Consider the following 19,990-nt stretch of genomic DNA (forward strand, 5'->3'; position numbering starts at 1 on the left):
GTGGGTGGGGCAACCGCCGTTGGTTACCTGTGCTGAATGCTTAGCCAGATTTGTGCCAAGGATCAAAAGATCGCAGCCTTCGGCAGCTCCTACAGGAAATTGCGTGCCTTTGTAGGAGCTGCCGAAGGCTGCGATCTTTTGCTCTTCAATCAGCCGAGCAACTCACTCATGGCAATGATCTGCTCCGCCACCTGAATCAGTTTCTGCTGACGGCTCATGGCCTGGCGGCGCATCAGGGTGTAGGCCTCTTCTTCGTTGCAGTCCTTCATTTTCATCAGCAGCCCTTTGGCCAGCTCGATGCGTTTGCGCTCGGCCAGTTGCTGGTCGCGGGCCAGCAGTTGCGCGCGCAAGGCCTGATCGCTTTCGAAGCGGGCCATGGCCACATCAAGAATCGGCTGCAGGCGCTGGGCGTGGATGCCTTCGACGATGTAGGCGCTGACCCCGGATTTGATCGCCTGACGCATCACCCCCGGGTCGTGTTCGTCGGTGAACATCACGATCGGCCGGGGCTGGTCGCGGCTGACCAGCACCACTTGCTCCATCACATCGCGGCCCGGTGACTCGGTATCGATCAGGATCACGTCCGGGCGCACCGTTTCGACGCGCGCTGGCAGGTCGATGGTCAGACCGGACTCATCGATGACCTCGAAACCCGCCTCGGTCAGCGCGGCCTTCAGGCGCCCGACTTTTTTCGCGGTGTCGTTGATCAGCAGAATGCGCAGCATATTGGCGGTCTCCTGTCAGCGGCGGGCGAGCAGAGGAGCGGCGTCGCTCAGGGCGTGCAGCTTGAAACTGCGGGCGTAAGCGGCCGGATCGCTGCCGTCCCAGACTTTGCCATCGAGCAACTGGCTGCTGCGCATCTCCTTGCCCCACGCGGCGACACCAACGGCGGTGGCGGCTTCGCGGTAGATGTCCAGTTGCTGAACCTGGCGGGCCACCGCGAGGTAGTCGGGATCCTCGCGCAACAGGCCCCAGCGACGGAATTGGGTCATGAACCACATGCCGTCGGACAGATACGGCAAATTCACCTCGCCGTTGCCGTGAAAACGCAAGGCGTGCGGGTCCTGCCAGCGATTGCCGAGGCCGTCGGCGTAATCCCCGAGAAAACGCGGTTCGATGCAGGACAGCGGGGCGTCGAGATATTCCGGGGCGCTCAGTAACTGCGCGGTGCTGCGGCGGTTTTCCGCGCTTTGTTCAATGAAACGGCTGGCCTCGAGAATCGCCATTACCAGCGCCCGGGCGCTGTTGGGGTATTGCTCGACGAACGCGCGGGTGCAGCCGAGGACTTTCTCCGGATGATCGGGCCAGATGCTCTGGCTGGTCGCCAGGGTGAACCCCAGATCCTGTTGCACGGCGGCCGCCGCCCACGGCTCACCGACGCAGAAACCATCGATGCGCCCGGCTTGCAGGTGCGCGACCATTTGCGGCGGCGGCACCACCACGCTGTCGACGTCCTGCAACGGATGAATGCCCTGACTCGCCAGCCAGTAATACAGCCACATCGCGTGGGTACCGGTGGGGAAAGTCTGGGCGAAGGTCAGTTTTGCGCGGGTTTGGTGCGCGTGCCGATCCAGCGCTTCAGGACTGGTCACGCCCAGTTGCTGCAAACCGTGGGACAGGTTGAGGCTCTGGCCGTTCTGGTTCAGCCCCATCAGCACCGCCATGTCGCTCGGCGCCACGCCACCGAAACCCAGATGCACCGCGTAAATCAGCCCGTACAGGCTGTGGGCGACATCCAGTTCACCGCTGACCAGTTTGTCGCGCAAGGTCGCCCAGGACGCCTGACGCTTGAGGTTGATTGTCAGGCCGTAAGGCTGGGCGAAGCCTTGTGTGGCGGCCACGATCACCGAGGCGCAGTCGCTCAAGGCCATGAAACCGAGATTGACCACGCTTTTTTCCGGGGCATCACTGCCATTGACCCAGGCCAGTGGCCCGACGGACGAATCATTCATATAAAACCACCTTGAAAAAAAAGCGCCGTCCCAGGCTTTGCCCGAGCAAACCTGAGGACGACGCCATTGTCCGTGCCCGCACGCCGCCATTGGCCTGTGGGCTGATACCCTGAAAGTGCAAGGCATATGCCAGTCAGGCTGATTTGCCCGTGCGCCTCGCGCCGGGGGGCGATGCCCGGCTATAATCGCCGCCTCTTTTCGCCGCCCGAGTCATCGCCGCCCATGTACACCCTGGCCCGTCAGCTGTTGTTCAAACTTTCCCCGGAAACCTCCCACGATCTGTCGCTGGATCTGATCGGCGCGGGTGGGCGTTTGGGCCTCAACGGCTTGCTGTGCAAGAAGCCGGCTAACCTGCCGGTGACGGTCATGGGTCTGGACTTCCCGAATCCGGTCGGTCTGGCGGCCGGTCTGGACAAGAATGGCGCGGCCATCGACGGTTTCTCGCAACTGGGTTTCGGCTTTGTCGAAATCGGCACCGTGACCCCGCGTCCGCAGCCGGGCAACCCGAAACCACGGATCTTCCGCCTGCCGGAGGCCGAGGCGATCATCAATCGCATGGGCTTCAACAACCTCGGTGTGGATAACCTGCTGGCGCGGGTCGCTGCAGCCAAATACAAGGGCGTGCTGGGGATCAACATCGGCAAGAACTTCGACACTCCGGTCGAGCGCGCCGTGGATGACTACCTGATTTGCCTGGACAAGGTGTATGCCCACGCCAGCTATGTCACGGTCAACGTCAGCTCGCCGAACACCCCGGGCCTGCGCAGTCTGCAGTTCGGTGATTCGCTCAAGCAGTTGCTGGCGGACCTGGCCACGCGCCGCGCCGAACTGGCCCTGCGCCACGGCAAACATGTACCGCTGGCGATCAAGATCGCCCCGGACATGACCGACGAAGAGACCGCGCAAGTGGCTCAGGCATTGATCGAAACCGGGATGGACGCAGTGATCGCCACTAACACCACCCTGAGTCGCGTCGGCGTCGAAGGCATGGAGCACGGTGACGAAGCGGGCGGTCTGTCCGGCGCCCCGGTGCGCGACAAGAGCACCCATACCGTGAAGGTGTTGGCGGCTGAGCTGGGGGGGCGCTTGCCGATCATTGCCGCTGGCGGCATCACCGAGGGCAAGCATGCGGCCGAGAAGATCGTGGCGGGTGCGAGCCTGGTGCAGGTTTACTCGGGCTTCATCTATAAGGGCCCGGCCTTGATTCGTGAAGCGGTAGACGCGATCGCCGCGCTGCGCAAATAACCCAGGCTGACCCGGTCAATGTAGGAGCCGCCGAAGGCTGCGATCTTTTGATGTTGTTTTTTAATATCAAAAGCAAGATCAAAAGATCGCAGCCTTCGGCAGCTCCTACATGAGATGTGTGTCATTTCAGGCAAGCATAAAAAAGGGCTCCTCGAAGGAGCCCCTGGGCCGTAGCCCGCCGTCCGGGAAGGACGTGCATGGTAAGTCGCTAGAAATTCAGATTGTCGTGTTGCAATAAGTGCCCTGTGTCAGCCGACGGCGTGAAGTTCGTTGAGTCTGTGGATCCCCGCAGTGCCGGTCATACCGTCCCAGTTGTCGCCGCGTCCTTCTCGCCAGCCGTTGATCCAGGCTTGACGTACCGACGGTAGAGTAAATGGGCAAAGCTCGCGGGATTTGCCACCAACGCCATATTGATATCCGCGCAAAAATGCTCTTTCCAACGGATCACGCTTAAGTCTTCTCATAGGGTGTTTCCCTCACTTGTTGACTGTTTTCGTCGCGTTGACCTCAATCGAGGTCTGGCAGAAAAAACTCTGCCGTTGGGCGGCTCGCTGCCGGCGTGGCGAGCCAAGGTGTTGACGCCGTTGCGACGTCAACCTGTGGTCAGTTCTAACCAATGAGTCACAGCGAGGGAATGATCGTTTTGTCATAAGGACGTAACGAAAGTAGTGCTACAGCCATAAGTAACGACGGGTTTCATGAAGGTTTCTGCAGCAAACCCCGGTATGATCAGCCCCGCGCTGGATGATGGGGTTAATCCTTTAGTGAGAATGACCCACGTTTGCGCTTGGGTAATATGCGACGAAGGGTCGCTTTAAGACTTTTTGTTTCATCAACTTTTTTATCTGTCCCGGCATCTAAGCTCTTTTAACCCGAGCAGCGGGGATGGAACGGCACACCTTCGTGCCACGCGGGCGTTCTTGTGGAAAAGCGCCTGATTGAAAACCGGATCGGCAATGCGTTGCCGGTTCACTAGCCAAAGGCTCTGGAAATACCATGTCCGATCGTTTCGAACTCTTCCTCACTTGCCCCAAAGGCCTTGAAGGCCTGCTCATCGAGGAAGCCGTCGGGCTTGGCCTTGAAGAGGCCCGCGAGCACACCTCCGCCGTGCGTGGCATGGCGACCATGGAAACCGCTTATCGCCTGTGCCTGTGGTCACGTCTGGCCAACCGGGTGCTGCTGGTGCTCAAGCGCTTCCCGATGAAAGACGCTGAAGACCTGTACCACGGCGTGCTTGACGTCGAGTGGCAGGATCACATGCTCGCCGACGGCACTCTGGCCGTCGAATTCAGCGGCCACGGCTCGGGCATCGACAACACCCACTTCGGCGCGCTGAAAGTCAAAGACGCCATTGTTGACAAACTGCGTACCCCGCAAGGCGACCGTCCGTCGATCGACAAGCTCAACCCGGACCTGCGCATTCACCTGCGCCTGGATCGCGGCGAAGCTATTTTGTCCCTCGACCTGTCCGGTCACAGCTTGCACCAGCGCGGTTACCGCCTGCAGCAGGGCGCGGCACCGCTGAAGGAAAACCTCGCCGCAGCGATCCTGATCCGTTCCGGCTGGCCGCGCATTGCGGCCGAAGGCGGCGCGCTGGCTGACCCGATGTGCGGTGTCGGTACGTTCCTCGTCGAAGCGGGGATGATCGCCGCCGACATGGCGCCGAACCTGCGCCGTGAGCAGTGGGGCTTCACCGCCTGGCTGGGGCACGTTCCGGCGCTGTGGAAAAAACTCCATGAAGAAGCCGTCGAGCGTGCCGCTGCCGGTCTGGCCAAGCCGCCGCTGTGGATTCGCGGTTACGAAGCCGACCCGCGCCTGATTCAACCGGGTCGCAACAACGTCGAGCGTGCCGGTCTGAGCGAGTGGATCAAGATCTATCAGGGCGAAGTCGCGACCTTCGAGCCGCGTCCGGACCAGAACCAGAAAGGTCTGGTGATCTGCAACCCGCCGTACGGCGAGCGTCTGGGCGACGAAGCCAGCCTGCTTTACCTCTATCAGAACCTTGGCGAGCGCCTGCGTCAGGCCTGCCTGAACTGGGAAGCGGCGGTGTTCACCGGCGCGCCGGATCTGGGCAAACGCATGGGCATTCGCAGCCACAAACAGTATTCGTTCTGGAACGGCGCGTTGCCGTGCAAACTGCTGTTGATCAAAGTGCTGCCGGATCAGTTTGTCACCGGCGAGCGGCGGACCCCGGAACAGCGTCAGGCCGAGCGTGAGCAAGCCGCTTACGATCAAACCCCGAACGAGCCGCAAGAGCGCAAGTTCAACAAGAACGGCAACCCGATCAAACCGACGCCAGCCCCGGCCCCGGTGATCGAGCAGCCGCGCCTGAGCGAAGGCGGGCAGATGTTTGCCAACCGCCTGCAGAAAAACCTCAAGGCAATGAGCAAGTGGGTCAAGCGCGAAGGCATCGACTGCTACCGCGTCTACGATGCTGACATGCCGGAATACGCCATGGCCATCGACCTGTATCACGACTGGGTGCACGTGCAGGAATACGCCGCGCCGAAGTCGATCGATCCGGAAAAGGCCTCGGCACGCATGTTCGACGCCCTGGCCGCGATCCCGCAGGCGCTGAACGTCGACAAGAGCCGCGTGGTGGTCAAACGCCGCGAGCGCCAGAGCGGCACCAAGCAGTACGAGCGTCAGGCCGCGCAGGGCAAGTTCAATGAGGTCAGCGAAGGCGGCGTCAAGCTGCTGGTGAACCTCACCGACTACCTCGACACCGGGCTGTTCCTCGATCACCGGCCGATGCGCATGCGCATTCAGAAAGAGGCGGCCGGCAAGCGCTTCCTCAATCTGTTCTGCTACACCGCGACCGCCAGTGTGCACGCGGCCAAGGGCGGTGCGCGCAGCACCACCAGCGTCGACCTGTCGAAGACTTATCTGGACTGGGCGCGGCGCAACCTGTCGCTGAACGGCTTCTCCGACAAGAACCGTCTGGAGCAGGGCGACGTGATGGCATGGCTGGAAAGCAGCCGCGACGAGTACGACCTGATCTTCATCGACCCGCCGACCTTCTCCAACTCCAAGCGCATGGAAGGCATCTTTGACGTGCAGCGTGACCAGGTGCAGTTGATCGACCTGGCCATGGCGCGCCTGGCCCCGGGCGGTGTGCTGTACTTCTCCAACAACTTCCGCAAGTTCCAGCTGGAGGAGAACCTTGCCGAGCGTTACGCGGTCGAGGAAATCAGCGCGCAGACCATTGATCCGGATTTCGCCCGCAATACCAGGATTCACCGCGCCTGGAAAATCACGGCGCGTTGACACTTGTCGTGGTTGGATCCACAGAGCCTTGATTTTTAAAGGCTCTTGGATCCGATCAGTGCTAGCCAAATTAATGGCTAATAGCTATAACTCAACGCATGGCCAATGGGTTTTCCCCCGAAACAATGGCGTCGTGAGTTGCCCCTATGTCGTTGCACCCCGTGCGCCCAAAGATTCTGGGTTTTATCAGTGAAGACGTCTCGGCCTGGCTGGTCGCGATACTGGTATTGCTCGCCGGCGGGATTCTCACGGGGCTGCTCGCCTGGGCCACCCTCAATCAGTTTCACCATCAACTGCGCCAACGCTTTCAGCTGCTGGCCAATGAGCGTTACAGCCGCATTGAAGAACGTTTCCAGGATCAGGAACAACGTCTCGACGGCCTGCGCCGTTTTTTCGCCAATTCCGATTCGGTTTCGCGCAGCGAATTCGACGGCTATGCCAAACCGCTTCTATTACGCACCCAGGCCTATTCTTATGCGCCGCGGGTCAGCCGTGCCGAGCGTCCGGCGATCGAACAAGCGGTGCGTAACGAAGGGTTCAGCACCTTCACCTTTCGCGAGCTGAATGCTGACGGCCAGTTGCAGACGGCCGGTGATCGTCCCGAATACGTTCCGGTGATCTACACCCAGAGCCAGAGCCGCTTGCCCACCCCGCTGGGCTATGACCTGCTGGCGCAACCGTTGCGCCGGGCGACGCTGGAGCGCGCCGACCGCAGCGGGCACATGGCGGTGTCGCAGCCGTTGCATCTGGTGGGAATTGATCCGGCCTATGCCCGGGGCGTCTTGCTGCTGGCGCCGGTCACCGAGGAGGGCGCGGCGAAAGGTTCTGCGCAAGGGTACGTGATGGCGGTGATCAGCATGCAGCAGTTGCTGGCCGACGGACTGCCGGAGGAAACCCAGGATTTCCTCACGGTGCGTATTCTCGACCTGTCCACCGACGATCAGCATGAAGTGCTCTACGAGTCCGCCAACAAGGCCGGGGCCAGCGACCTGTCGGCCACACGTTTGGTTCGCATGGCCGACCATGATTATCAAGTGGACATTCAGCCCAGCGAGGCATTTTTACAGGCCAACCATTCTTCCATCAGCAGCCTGGTGGTGCTGGGCGCGCTGCTGAGCTTGTTGCTCAGCGCGTTGCTGTATGTGCTGGTCAGTCAACGCCAGCGCGCCCTGCGCATGGTCGAACTGCGCACGCAGGAGCTGCACGCCCGCGAGCAGGAATTGCGCGGCACCCACGGTCAGTTGCGCGGCGTGCTGAATGCCGCGACCCAGGTGGCGATCATTGCCACGGATCTGCGCGGGGTGATCAACACCTTCAACCCCGGCGCGGAACAAATGCTCGGCTATAGCAGCGCCGATGTGGTCGGCCACATGACCCTGGAAAACCTGCATCTGCCGCGAGAACTGGCCGCGCGTTCGGCGGAGTTGAGTGCGCGTTACGGCAAGAGCATTCCGACCTGCCACGCGATGCTGGTCGAGGGCGGCGAGGTCGGCGGTCATGAGGCGCGCGAATGGACGCTGGTACGCCGCGACGGCAGTCATCTGCCGGTGAACATGCTCGCCACCCCGGTACTGGATGAGCAGGGGTTGTGGGTCGGCCATCTGGCGATCTGCATCGACATCACCGAGCGCAAGCGCGTGCACGAGGCGCTGGCGGCGCGGGATGTATTGCTGAAAAAGCTCAGCGCCCACGTGCCCGGCGGCATCTACCAGTTCAAGATGGAATTCGACGGGCGCTTCAGCGTGATTTATGCCAGCGACGGCATCCGCGAGATCTACGAGCTGGAGCCCGACGTGTTGCTGCTCAATGCCGAGGCGATTTTCACCCGCATTCATCCGCAGGACGTTTCGCGGGTGCGCAGCTCGATCCGTACTTCGGCGGACAGCCTCAGCCCATGGCGCGAGGAATACCGTGTGCAGTTGCCCGAGCGTGGCCTGCGCTGGGTACGCGGCGAGGCGACGCCGGAGGAACTGCCGGGCGGCGGCGTGCTGTGGCACGGCTACATCTCGGACATTTCCGACTTGAAACGAGTGGAAGAGGAACTGCGGGCGCTGTCGGTCACCGACTCACTGACCGGCATCCACAACCGCCGCTACTTCCAGGAGCGCTTGACCACCGAAATGGCCCGGGTCGAGCGCGGCGGCGGTGAGCTGTCGGTGATCATGCTCGACATCGATCACTTCAAACGCATCAACGACCAGTACGGCCATGCCGTCGGCGATCGGGTGCTGCAGGCGGTGTGCGAGCGCATCGGCCATCGCTTGCGGCGGACCGATGTGTTCTGTCGTCTCGGTGGCGAGGAATTCATGGTGCTGTGCCCGGACATCGACGGCGAGCACGCGTACATGCTGGCGGTGGAATTGTGGCAAGGCCTGCGCAGCGCGCCGGTGGACGTGGTCGGGGTGGTGACGGCCAGTTTCGGCATCGCCAGCTGGCGTCCGGGGGAAGGCGCGGATGCGCTGCTGCTGCGGGCGGATTCGGGGGTGTATGCGGCGAAGCAGGGTGGTAGGGATCGGGTGGAGCAGATGAGCTGAGATTCAATACACCACAATCCTGTGGGAGCTGGCTTGCCAGCGATAGGGGCGTTTCAGTCAGCATCTTTGGTGGCTGACATTCCGCTATCGCTGGCAAGCCAGCTCCCACAGGGTTTGGTGGTGTTCGCAGGATCGTATTACAGCGCTGAAGCGGTCTGCGGCAAACGCGGCTGCTTGTACAGGTCCAGCAGCACCTGATCCAGCACCGACGACGCGCCGAACGGGGCCTTGTCGTTCAGGATCGCCACCACCGCCCAGGTGTTGCCGTTGACGTCGCGGCTGAAGCCGGCGATGGCGCGCACGGTGTTCAGGGTGCCGGTCTTTACGTGGGCTTCGCCACGCATCGCGGTGGTTTTCAGGCGTTTGCGCATGGTGCCGTCGGTGCCGGCAATTGGCAGCGAGCTGATGTACTCGGCAGCGTATGGGCTGTGCCAGGCGGCTTGCAGCATGTTGGCCATCTCGCGGGCGCTGACGCGTTCGGCGCGCGACAGCCCGGAGCCGTTTTCCATCACCAGGTGCGGCGCGGTGATGCCTTTCTTCGCCAGCCACTGGCGGACTACGCGTTGTGCGGCCTTGGCGTCGTCACCGTCGGCTTCGTTGCGATACTTCTGACCGAGGCTCAGGAACAGCTGCTGGGCCATGGTGTTGTTACTGTATTTGTTGATGTCGCGGATGATTTCCGCCAGATCCGGCGAGTAGGCGCGGGCCAGCAGCTTGGCGCTGCTCGGGGTCGCGGCGAGGCGATCCTTGCCCTGGATGCTGCCGCCCAGTTCTTTCCAGATCGCGCGCACGGCGCCAGCGGTGTAGGTCGCGTGGTCGAGCAGCGACAGATAAGTCTGCGAGCTGCAGCCATCGCCCAACTGGCCGGCGACGGTCACGGTCACGCTGCCATCAGGCTGGGTCACCGGGTTGTAGCGCACGCCACCGGTGCACTGCTTGGAATTGAGCGCCTTAACCGTGTTTTCGATGCGCACGCTGGCAATCGGCGGTTCCACCGAGATCAGCACCCGGCCACCGTCATTGCGCGCGACGAAGCGCAGGGCCTTGAGGTTGACCAGCAGCGAGTCGGGTTTGACCAGAAACGGCTTGTTCTCGTCGTTGCCGTCGTCGTTGAATTCCGGCAGTTGCGGCTGGATGAAGAAGCTGCGGTCGAGGATCAGGTCGCCGGTGACCTGGGTCACGCCGTTGGCGCGCAGGTCGCGCATCAGCAGCCAGAGTTTTTCCATGTTCAGCTTCGGATCGCCGCCACCCTTGAGGTAGAGGTTGCCGTTGAGGATGCCGCCGCTCAGGTCGCCGTCGGTGTAGAACTCGGTTTTCCACTGATGGTTGGGGCCGAGCATTTCCAGCGAGGCGTAGGTGGTGACCAGTTTCATGGTCGAGGCCGGGTTGACCGAGACATCGGCGTTGTACACGGTCGGATTGCCCGGGCCGTCGAGCGGAATCATCACCAGCGACAGCGCGGTCGGCTGCAGCTTGCTGGCCTTGAGGGCTTTTTCGACGTTGGGGGTGAGGGCGGTGTTGATGGTGGCAGCGGCAACCGGCAGGGCCAGGGGCAGAATAAGGCCGGCAAGAAAGAGAGGACGCAACGATTTGATCATATGAAATAAAACCCTGCAGAAGAGGGGAAAAATAACGAGGGCATGGATGAAAAAACCCTCAGTGGTCATGAAAGTGTCGGCATTATGCCCCAAGGTGTAACAGCTTGTGCCTTGCCCGGGGCGGCCATTTCGTTATTTTTTTTACAGGCGGTCGGCCATAGCGCCCAGAGAGTCGGGCAATTGACGGCTTAAACTGGTAAAGTGCCGGCCGTTATTACTTAAGAGGATTGTTCCAATGGCGACTAACCGTTCCCAGCGTCTGCGCAAAAAACTGTGCGTTGATGAATTTCAAGAGCTGGGTTTCGAACTGAACCTGGACTTCAAAGAAGACTTGTCCGAAGAAGCCATTGACGCTTTCCTCGAAGCATTCATCAAAGAAGCCATGGAAGCCAACGGTCTGGGTTATGTTGGCGGCGATGACTTCGGTCTGGTATGCCTGCAGAAGCGTGGCTCGGTCAACGAAGAGCAGCGCGCTGCCGTTGAAGCCTGGCTGAAAAACCGTAGCGAACTGACCGGCATGACCGTCAGCCCGCTGCTGGACGTCTGGTATCCGGAAAAGCCGATCAACGCGGCCAAGTGATACTGAAAAAAACGGCGACCTTCGGGTCGCCGTTTTTTTTGGGAAGATCAAAAGATCGCAGCCTGCGGCAGCTCCTGCACCGATCGCTGTAGGAGCTGCCGCAGGCTGCGATCTTTTGCTTTAAGCTTTACGCCAGTTGAGTATCAGCAAGGTCAGCACCCCCGCGACAATCCCCCAGAACGCCGAACCGATGGAAAACAGCGTCAACCCCGACGCCGTGACCATGAACGTGATCAGCGCCGCCTCGCGTTCTTTCACCTCGGTCATGGCAATGCTCAAACCGTTGATGATCGAACCGAACAGCGCCAATGCGGCAATCGACAGCACCAGTTCTTTCGGCAACGCGGCAAACAGCGCCGCCAATGTCGCGCCGAACACCCCGGCAATCCCGTAGAAAATCCCGCACCAGACCGCGGCGGTGTAGCGTTTGTTGCGGTCTTCATGGGCGTGCGGCCCGGTACAGATGGCTGCGCTGATCGCCGCGAGGTTGATGCCGTGGGAACCGAACGGCGCCAGCAACAGCGAGGCGATGCCGGTGGTAGTGATCAGTGGCGAGGCCGGGACGTTGTAGCCATCGGCGCGCAGCACGGCGATGCCGGGCATGTTCTGCGAGGTCATCGCCACCACGAACAGCGGAATGCCGATGCTGATGGTCGCCGCGAGGGAGAAGTGCGGCGTGGTCCAGACTGGCGTCGCCACTTCCAGGTGAAAACCGCTGAAATCCAGCAGCCCCATGAAGCCCGACAGCGCGGTACCGATCAGCAATGCAGCGAGCACGGCGTAACGCGGCGACAGGCGCTTGACCAGCAGATAGGTGAAAAACATCCCCAGCACCAGCCCGGTACGGTGCTGTGCGGCGACGAAGATTTCGCTGCCGATCTTGAACAGAATCCCCGCCAGCAACGCCGCCGCCAGCGATGCCGGGATTTTTTTCACCAAACGTTCGAAGCTGCCGGTCAGCCCACAAATGGTCACCAGTACTGCGCAAGTGATGTAGGCGCCGATGGCCTCACCGTAGCTGACACCGCCCAGACTGGTGATCAGCAGGGCTGCACCGGGGGTCGACCAGGTGATGGTGATCGGTGTGCGATAGCGCAGCGACAAGCCAATCGAGCACACCGCCATGCCGATTGAGATCGCCCAGATCCACGAGGAAATCTGTCCGCTGCTCAGGCCCGCCGCTTGCCCGGCCTGGAACATCAGCACCAGCGAACTGGTGTAGCCGGTCATCATCGCAATGAACCCGGCGACGATCGCCGAGGGCGAAGTGTCGGCGAGAGGGCGCAGGCGGGTGTAGGTGGCGTCGTTCATGACGGCGGTGTTCCTTATACAGATGGAGATCCCCGCATTTACGCTGAACCTGTGTAGGAGCTGCCGAAGGCTGCGATCTTTTGATTTTGATGTTTGGAAGCAAGATCAAGAGATCGCAGCCTTCGGCAGCTCCTACATAAGAGCAGGTGTGCGCAAAAGCGGATTCTGCGATCAAGCCTAAACTCAATCGTAACGGATCGTTGCAATACAGCCGTGGTCACAAACAGCCATACAGTCGTGTTGCCACCATCCATTGTGTACAATCGCGCTGTTTTTTACGCGATACTTGCCAGCGACCTACTGTGCCGTATTACAGTCACGGTCTATTCGCCGCAGTTCTCCCGACTCGAGTGCCCATGAACGAACAGTTGCAACCCCTCAAGAAACAACCGCGAGCAGGCAAAGCCGGCCGCAGCGGAACCCAGGACGATATTGTCTACGCGCACATTTTCGAGGCGATCCTCGAACAGCGTCTGGCGCCCGGTACAAAATTGAGCGAAGAAGCGCTGGGGGAAATCTTCGGGGTCAGCCGCACCATCATTCGCCGCGCGCTGTCGCGTCTGGCCCATGAAGGCGTGGTGCTGTTGCGGCCGAACCGTGGCGCCGTCGTCGCTAGCCCGAGCGTAGAAGAAGCGCGGCAGGTGTTCATGGCCCGCCGTCTGGTGGAGCGTGCGATCACCGAGCTGGCCGTGCAGCACGCCACCGCCGAGCAGATCGCCGAACTGCGCCAGATGGTCAACGACGAGCGCGACAGCTTCTCCCGTGGCGATCGCGGCGCCGGTATCCGTCTGTCCGGCGAATTTCACCTGAAACTCGCCGAAGCGGCGAAAAATGCGCCACTGATCAGCTTTCAGCGCAGCCTGGTCTCGCAGACCTCGCTGATCATCGCCCAGTACGAAAGCGGCAACCGCTCGCATTGCTCCTACGACGAGCACACCCAGTTGATCGACGCCATCGAAGCGCGCAACGGTGAGCTGGCGGTGGACCTGATGATGCACCACATGGACCACATCGACAGCAAGCTCAACCTCGATGAGGAAAGTGCGTCGGATGACCTGCATGCGGTGTTCTCGCATTTGTTGCAGACCAAGAAGCCTGGGCGCCCTGCGGCCAAGCTTTAAAAGATCGCAGCCTTCGGCAGCTCCTACAGGGGAGTGCGATCCAATGTAGGAGCTGCCGCAGGCTGCGATCTTTTGATCTTCCTACAGGCAACAAAAAATCCCCCGGGGTGAACACCACCGGGGGATTTTTTATGCCTGGAGAAAACTCAGCGCTGATGCACCAGTGCACCCGCCGCATACGTCTGCTGCACCGTGCGGTCATCCCCGAGCGTCATCAGCACAAACAACGTCTCGGCAATGTTGTTGGCCTGCTTCAAGCGATAGCTCAGCAGCGGCGTGGCGTTGTAGTCCAGCACCAGGAAGTCGGCGTCGGAACCCGGTTGCAGGTTGCCGATCTTGTCTTCCAGGCGCAGTGCCCGCGCACCGCCGAGGGTCGCCAGGTACAGCGACTTGAACGGACTCAGGCGCGCCCCCTGCAACTGCATGACTTTGTAGGCTTCGTTCAGGGTTTGCAGCAGCGAGAAACTGGTGCCGCCACCGACGTCGGTGCCCAGACCGACATTCAGCTTGTGCTTCTCGGCCATCGGCAGGTTGAACAGGCCGCTGCCGAGGAAGAAGTTCGAGGTCGGGCAGAACGAGATCGCCGAGCCGGTTTCCGCCAGTCGCGCGCATTCGTCGTCACACAGGTGCACGCCGTGGGCGAACACCGAGCGCTCGCCGAGCAGCTGGTAGTGATCGTAAACGTCCAGATAGCCCTTGCGCTCCGGGAACAATTCCTTGACCCACTCGATTTCCTTGAGGTTCTCGCTGATGTGGGTCTGCATGTACAGATCCGGGTATTCGGTCAGCAACTGGCCGGCGAGGGTCAGTTGTTCCGGGGTGCTGGTCGGGGCGAAACGCGGGGTGACCGCGTAGTGCAAACGACCCTTGCCATGCCAGCGTTCGATCAGCGCCTTGCTCTCGACGTAGCTCGATTCGGCGGTGTCGGTCAGGTAGTCCGGCGCATTGCGGTCCATCATCACCTTGCCGGCGATCATCCGCAGGTCGAGCTTCTCGGCCGCTTCGAAGAACGAGTTCACCGACTGCGGGTGCACGCTGCCGAACACCAGTGCGGTGGTGGTGCCGTTGCGCAGCAGTTCCTTGATGAAGATATCGGCCACGTCGTCGGCGTGGGCTTTGTCACCGAACTGGCTTTCGCACGGGAAGGTGTAGGTGTTGAGCCAGTCCAGCAGTTGCTCGCCGTAGGCCCCGACCATGCCGGTTTGCGGCAGGTGGATGTGGGTGTCGATGAAGCCCGGGGTGATCAGCGCATCCTGATAGTGGGTGATCTCGATGTCCGCCGGCAGGGTCGGCAGCAGTTCGCTGGCGTGGCCGAGGGCGCTGATCTTGCCGCCATCGACCACCAGCAGGCCGTCCTCGAAATATTCGTAGGAGGCTTCGATACCGACCTCGGCGGGGTCGGCGATGCTGTGCAGGATGGCGGCGCGGTAGGCTTTGCGAGTCAGAGGCATGAGGGTTCTCTAATCAGTTTGAGGCTTTGAGTGTGGCGGCCTGACTGCGCCGGGAAACCGGCAGCAGTTTGGCAATCGGTTCGGCGCTGGCGCTGTGCTGGCCGAAATTGGCGTTATAGGTGGCGATGATTTCGCCGGCGATGGAGATGGCGATTTCCACGGGCAGTTTGCCTTTGACTTCGCCGATGCCCATCGGGCAGCGCATGCGTTGCACGACGCTGCTGTCGAAACCGCGATCACGCAGGCGATGTTCGAATTTGACGCGTTTGGTCTTCGAACCGATCAGGCCGAAGTAAGCGAAGTCGTTGCGCTTGAGGAGCGCGGCCGTCAGTTCCAGGTCGAGCTGATGGTTGTGGGTCATGACGATGCAGTAGCTGCCGGCGGGCAGGTCATCAATTTCATCCAAAGGCTCTTCGGCGACGATTTTACGCACGCCGTGGGGAATCTGGTCGGGGAATTCCTCTTCCCGCGAATCGATCCAGCGTACCCGGCACGGCAGGCTGGCGAGCAGCGGCACCAACGCGCGGCCGACATGTCCGGCGCCGAACACGGCAATTTGCGCCTGCACCTGGCCCATCGGTTCGAACAGCAACACGGTGGCGCCACCGCAGCACTGGCCGAGGCTGGCGCCGAGGCTGAAGCGCTCCAGATGGGTGTCCTGCTTGCCGCTGGCGAGCATCTCGCGGGCGATCTGCATGGCTTTGTATTCCAGATGCCCGCCACCGATGGTGTCGAAGGTCTGTTTCGCGCTGACGACCATCTTCGAACCGGCGTTGCGCGGGGTCGAGCCGAGTTCTTCGATGATTGTCACCAGAACACAGGGTTCGCCCTGGTTCTGCAGGTCGGCGAGGGCGTCGATCCAGTTGTACATGTTCACCTCGACATCTGTCGTTGTCTGTTCGGGCCGCATCGCTGGCAAGCCAGCTCCCACAGGTTTTGTGGTGTACCGCAAATCGTGAAATCACCACGGATCACTGTGGGAGCTGGCTTGCCAGCGATTGGCCGCGCCTCGGTCTAGAGCGGAGCCAACTCGGTTTCAGCTTCGACCGCTTTCACCGTCTTGAGCTGGCGCATCTGCTCACACCCCCACAACACCCGCTCCGGGGTCGCCGGTGCATCGATCTGCGGTTGATGCTTGTAGTCACCGAGGCTTGCCACCGCGTCCTTGATCGCGCACCACGCGGCAATCCCGAGCATGAACGGCGGCTCACCGACGGCCTTGGAATGGAACACCGTGTCTTCCGGGTTCTTGCGGTTTTCCACCAGTTTCACCCGCAGGTCCAGCGGCATGTCCGCCACGGCCGGGATCTTGTAGCTGGCCGGGCCGTTGGTCATCAGCTTGCCCTTGTTGTTCCAGACCAGCTCTTCCATGGTCAGCCAGCCCATGCCCTGGATAAAACCGCCCTCGACCTGACCGATGTCGATGGCCGGGTTCAGCGAGGCGCCGACGTCGTGGAGGATGTCGGTACGCAGCATCTTGTACTCGCCGGTCAGGGTGTCGACGATCACCTCGCAGCACGCTGCGCCGAAGGCGAAGTAGTAGAACGGCCGGCCCCGGGCCTGGCTGCGGTCGTAGTAGATTTTCGGGGTCTTGTAGAAACCGGTGCTCGACAGCGAGACCTGATTGAAATACGCCAGTTGGATCAGCGCCTCGAAGGTCATGATGTGGTCACGCACGCGCACATGGCCGTTGTGGAATTCCACGTCTTCTTCGCTGACCTTGTAGTGCCGCGCGGCGAATTCCACCAGCCGCTGCTTGATGATCTCGGCGGCGTTCTGTGCGGCCTTGCCGTTGAGGTCGGCGCCGCTGGAGGCAGCGGTCGGCGAGGTGTTTGGCACTTTGTCGGTGTTGGTTGCGGTGATCTGCACGCGATCCATTTCCACCTGGAACACTTCGGCCACCACCTGCGCGACTTTGGTGTTGAGGCCCTGGCCCATTTCCGTGCCGCCGTGGTTCAGGTGGATGCTGCCGTCGGTGTAAACGTGGATCAGCGCGCCGGCCTGGTTGAGGAAACTGGCGGTGAAGGAGATGCCGAATTTCACCGGGGTCAGCGCCAGGCCTTTTTTCAGGATCGGGCTGTTGGCGTTGTAGCGGCGGATCGCCTCGCGGCGCTCGGCGTACTGGCTGCTTTCTTCCAGCTCGGCGGTCATCTCTTCGAGCATGTTGTGCTCGACGGTCTGGTAATAGTGAGTGACGTTGCGCTCGGTCTTGCCGTAGTAGTTGGCCTTGCGCACGGCCAGTGGATCGAGGTTGAGATGGCGGGCAATCGCGTCCATCACTTCTTCGATGGCGACCATCCCTTGCGGGCCGCCGAAACCCCGGTAAGCAGTGTTCGACGCGGTGTTGGTCTTGCAGCGGTGGCCGTTGATGGTCGCGTCACCGAGGTAATAAGAGTTGTCCGAGTGGAACATCGCCCGGTCGACAATCGAAGCGGAAAGGTCCGGCGAACAGCCGCAGTTGCCGGCCAGGTCCATGGCGATGCCGTGCAGGCGCCCGGTGCTGTCGAAGCCGACGTCGTACTCGACATAGAACGGGTGGCGCTTGCCGGTCATCAGCATGTCTTCGACCCGTGGCAGGCGCATCTTGGTCGGCTGGCCGGTGAGGTGCGCGATCACCGCGCACAGGCACGCCGGGCTGGCGGCCTGGGTTTCCTTGCCGCCGAAACCACCGCCCATGCGGCGCATGTCGACGACGATCTTGTTCATCGACACGTCGAGCACTTCGGCCACCAGTTTCTGCACTTCGGTGGGGTTCTGCGTCGAGCAGTAAACGATCATGCCGCCGTCTTCGGTGGGCATTACCGAGGAGATCTGCGTCTCCAGATAAAAGTGTTCCTGGCCGCCGATGTGCAGCGTGCCTTGAATGCGGTGTTCAGCGGTGGCCAATGCCGAAGCCGAATCGCCACGCTGATGGGTGTGGCTGTCGAGCACGAAATGGCGTTTGCGCAGGGCTTCGACCACGTCCAGCACCGGCTCCAGATCTTCGTATTCGATGATCGCGGCCATCGCGGCTTTACGCGCGGTTTCCAGATCTTTCGCGGCCACGGCCAGCACCGGTTGACCGACGAACTGCACGTCATCGATCGCCAGCAGCGGATCGCCCGGCAGCAGCGGGCCGATGTCTTTCAGGCCCGGCACGTCTTCGTGGGTGATCGCAATGCGCACGCCTTCGAAGGCGTAGCAGGGCTTGGTGTCAATGCGGATGATTTTCGCGTGGGCGCGGTCCGACAGCCGTGCGTAAACGTGCAGTTGATTGGGGAATTCCAGGCGATCATCGATGTACTGCGCTTCACCGGACACATGCTTGGCGGCGCTGTCGTGCTTGACGCTGCGGCCGACGCCGGTGGTCAGGTCCCTGGCGAACAGTTCTGCCAGTTCGGCTTGAGTCTTCTCTACGGCGTGATGGTTAGACATAAGCGGTCACCCGAGTCTCGATGTGCGGTGTTTGCAGTTCGATGAAGTATTTGCGCAGCAGGTTCTGCGCGCTGAGCAGGCGATATTCCTTGCTGGCGCGGAAGTCCGAGAGCGGCGTGAAGTCTTCGCCCAGTGCGGCGCAGGCGCGTTCGATCACAGCGTTGCTGAATGGCTGGCCGAGCAGTACGGCTTCGCAATGCGCGGCGCGTTTGGGGATCGCGGCCATGCCGCCGAACGCTACGCGTGCGTCAGTGATCACGCCGTTCTCGACACGCAGATTGAAGGCGGCGCAGACGGCGGAAATGTCATCGTCCAGGCGCTTGGAGACCTTGTAGGCGCGGAAACGCTGCTCGGCCGTGGCACGCGGGACGATGATCTTCTCGATGAACTCGCTTTCCTGACGGGCGGTGACCTTGTAGTCGATGAAGTAATCTTCCAGGTTCAGGGTGCGCCGGGTTTCACCCTTGCACAGCACCACCTGCGCGCCGAGGGCGATCAGCAGCGGTGGCGAATCACCGATCGGCGAGGCGTTGCCGATGTTGCCGCCCAGGGTGCCCTGGTTGCGGATCTGCAGCGAGGCGAAGCGGTGCAGCAGTTCGCCGAAGTCCGGGTATTCGGCAGTCAGCGCTTCGTAGCAGTCGGAGAGGGCGGTGGCGGCGCCGATTTCGAGGCGGTCATCGAAGCTTTCGATGCGCTTCATTTCGGCGACGTTGCCGACGTAGATCATCACCGGCAAGGTGCGGTGAAACTGGGTGACTTCCAGCGCCAGATCGGTACCGCCGGCCAGCAGCCGCGCTTGTGGGTAAGCGTCATACAGATCAGCCAGATCGGCCACGGTCAGCGGCACCAGGCAGCGCTTGTCGCCACTGTTGAGTTCACCGATATCGGTCGGGGCGATGGCTTTGAGGCGGGCGATGGTCTCGGCTTCGCGGGCATCGAACTGGTCCGGCTGTTTGCCGCAGCAGGATTGCTCGGCGGCGGCGAGAATCGGCCGGTAGCCGGTGCAGCGGCAGAGATTGCCGGCCAGCGCTTCGTGCGCCTTGGCCTGATCCGGTGCATCGCTGTTCTTTTGCAGGGCGAACAGCGACATGACGAAACCGGGGGTGCAGAAGCCGCACTGCGAGCCGTGGCACTCGACCATGGCTTGCTGCACGCTGTGCAGTTCGCCCTGGTGTTTGAGGTCTTCGACGCTGATCAGTTGTTTGCCGTGCAGCGACGACACAAAGGTCAGGCACGAGTTGAGGCTGCGATAGCGAATGTGTTCGCGGCCGGCGTCATCGGTTTGCAACTCGCCGACTACTACGGTGCAGGCGCCACAGTCGCCGCTGGCGCAGCCTTCTTTGGTGCCGGATTTGCCTACATGCTCACGCAGGTAATTGAGCACGGTCAGATTCGGGTCCAGGGCGTGCTCGCTACGGAGTTCCTGGTTAAGTAAAAACTGGATCACGGAAGGCCTCGCAGACTCATTATTGTTGTTAACCGACGTGAGCCGAATTTAGCAGGTCTGACTTTTCGGT

General features: G+C 61.4%; 14 protein-coding genes. 5 read left to right on the top strand and 9 right to left on the bottom strand.

Annotation, left to right across the window (positions count from 1 at the left end; genetic code table 11):
* Positions 1-149 precede the first annotated feature (149 nt).
* Together GTQ41_RS09230 and GTQ41_RS09235 are read right to left on the bottom strand one after the other, a co-directional pair.
* Entirely contained in the window at positions 150-725 is a 576-nt protein-coding gene (locus tag GTQ41_RS09230; protein WP_047293011.1) for an ANTAR domain-containing response regulator, read from the bottom strand.
* A gap of 15 nt (positions 726-740) precedes the next feature.
* Positions 741-1,952 carry a CmpA/NrtA family ABC transporter substrate-binding protein gene (locus GTQ41_RS09235; RefSeq protein WP_047293013.1) on the bottom strand — a complete coding sequence of 404 codons (1,212 nt, stop codon included), beginning with the start codon at positions 1,950-1,952 and terminating at the stop codon, positions 741-743.
* A 222-nt stretch (positions 1,953-2,174) separates the two neighbouring features.
* On the opposite strand from GTQ41_RS09235, the gene GTQ41_RS09240 reads away from it, so the two are divergent.
* On the top strand, positions 2,175-3,197 hold the full coding sequence (locus GTQ41_RS09240) for a quinone-dependent dihydroorotate dehydrogenase (RefSeq protein ID WP_047293015.1): 1,023 nt from the start codon (positions 2,175-2,177) through the stop codon (positions 3,195-3,197).
* A 248-nt stretch (positions 3,198-3,445) separates the two neighbouring features.
* On the opposite strand, the gene GTQ41_RS09245 is transcribed toward GTQ41_RS09240, so the two are convergent.
* On the bottom strand, positions 3,446-3,661 hold the full coding sequence (locus GTQ41_RS09245) for a ribosome modulation factor (protein WP_003223300.1): 216 nt from the start codon (positions 3,659-3,661) through the stop codon (positions 3,446-3,448).
* Positions 3,662-4,193: 532 nt separating this feature from the next.
* On the opposite strand from GTQ41_RS09245, the gene rlmKL reads away from it, so the two are divergent.
* Positions 4,194-6,464, top strand: a complete 2,271-nt coding sequence (gene rlmKL, locus GTQ41_RS09250; protein ID WP_047293018.1) for a bifunctional 23S rRNA (guanine(2069)-N(7))-methyltransferase RlmK/23S rRNA (guanine(2445)-N(2))-methyltransferase RlmL — start codon at positions 4,194-4,196, stop codon at positions 6,462-6,464.
* A gap of 146 nt (positions 6,465-6,610) precedes the next feature.
* Positions 6,611-8,998 (top strand): diguanylate cyclase, encoded by a 2,388-nt coding sequence (locus GTQ41_RS09255; protein WP_047293020.1) that lies wholly within the window; start codon positions 6,611-6,613, stop codon positions 8,996-8,998.
* Positions 8,999-9,135: 137 nt separating this feature from the next.
* Here GTQ41_RS09255 and dacB read toward each other — a convergent pair whose 3' ends face one another.
* On the bottom strand, positions 9,136-10,596 hold the full coding sequence (gene dacB / locus GTQ41_RS09260) for a D-alanyl-D-alanine carboxypeptidase/D-alanyl-D-alanine-endopeptidase (RefSeq protein WP_047293022.1): 1,461 nt from the start codon (positions 10,594-10,596) through the stop codon (positions 9,136-9,138).
* A gap of 235 nt (positions 10,597-10,831) precedes the next feature.
* Here dacB and GTQ41_RS09265 point away from each other — a divergent pair, with 235 nt between their 5' ends.
* Complete coding sequence (locus GTQ41_RS09265) at positions 10,832-11,176, top strand: YggL family protein (protein WP_003223308.1); 345 nt, start codon at positions 10,832-10,834, stop codon at positions 11,174-11,176.
* A gap of 120 nt (positions 11,177-11,296) precedes the next feature.
* On the opposite strand, the gene GTQ41_RS09270 is transcribed toward GTQ41_RS09265, so the two are convergent.
* The gene (locus tag GTQ41_RS09270) at positions 11,297-12,487 is read right to left on the bottom strand and encodes a benzoate/H(+) symporter BenE family transporter (RefSeq protein WP_217325484.1); all 1,191 of its coding nucleotides are present in this window, start codon (positions 12,485-12,487) and stop codon (positions 11,297-11,299) included.
* Positions 12,488-12,843: 356 nt separating this feature from the next.
* On the opposite strand from GTQ41_RS09270, the gene GTQ41_RS09275 reads away from it, so the two are divergent.
* Positions 12,844-13,608 (top strand): GntR family transcriptional regulator, encoded by a 765-nt coding sequence (locus GTQ41_RS09275; RefSeq protein WP_007961054.1) that lies wholly within the window; start codon positions 12,844-12,846, stop codon positions 13,606-13,608.
* A 146-nt stretch (positions 13,609-13,754) separates the two neighbouring features.
* On the opposite strand, the gene guaD is transcribed toward GTQ41_RS09275, so the two are convergent.
* The 4 genes from guaD to xdhA all read right to left on the bottom strand — a co-directional run bounded on the left by guaD (position 13,755) and on the right by xdhA (position 19,920).
* On the bottom strand, positions 13,755-15,059 hold the full coding sequence (gene guaD, locus GTQ41_RS09280; RefSeq protein WP_041067772.1) for a guanine deaminase: 1,305 nt from the start codon (positions 15,057-15,059) through the stop codon (positions 13,755-13,757).
* Between the two features lie 13 nt (positions 15,060-15,072).
* On the bottom strand, positions 15,073-15,930 hold the full coding sequence (gene xdhC, locus GTQ41_RS09285; RefSeq protein ID WP_047293026.1) for a xanthine dehydrogenase accessory protein XdhC: 858 nt from the start codon (positions 15,928-15,930) through the stop codon (positions 15,073-15,075).
* Positions 15,931-16,073: 143 nt separating this feature from the next.
* Positions 16,074-18,473 carry a xanthine dehydrogenase molybdopterin binding subunit gene (xdhB, locus tag GTQ41_RS09290; protein WP_047293027.1) on the bottom strand — a complete coding sequence of 800 codons (2,400 nt, stop codon included), beginning with the start codon at positions 18,471-18,473 and terminating at the stop codon, positions 16,074-16,076.
* Complete coding sequence (gene xdhA, locus GTQ41_RS09295; RefSeq protein WP_047293029.1) at positions 18,466-19,920, bottom strand: xanthine dehydrogenase small subunit; 1,455 nt, start codon at positions 19,918-19,920, stop codon at positions 18,466-18,468. Before xdhA ends, xdhB begins: the two co-directional genes overlap by 8 nt.
* Positions 19,921-19,990 lie beyond the last annotated feature (70 nt).

This window comes from Pseudomonas sp. AN-B15, assembly GCF_019056475.1.
Classification (GTDB): domain Bacteria; phylum Pseudomonadota; class Gammaproteobacteria; order Pseudomonadales; family Pseudomonadaceae; genus Aquipseudomonas; species Aquipseudomonas parakoreensis.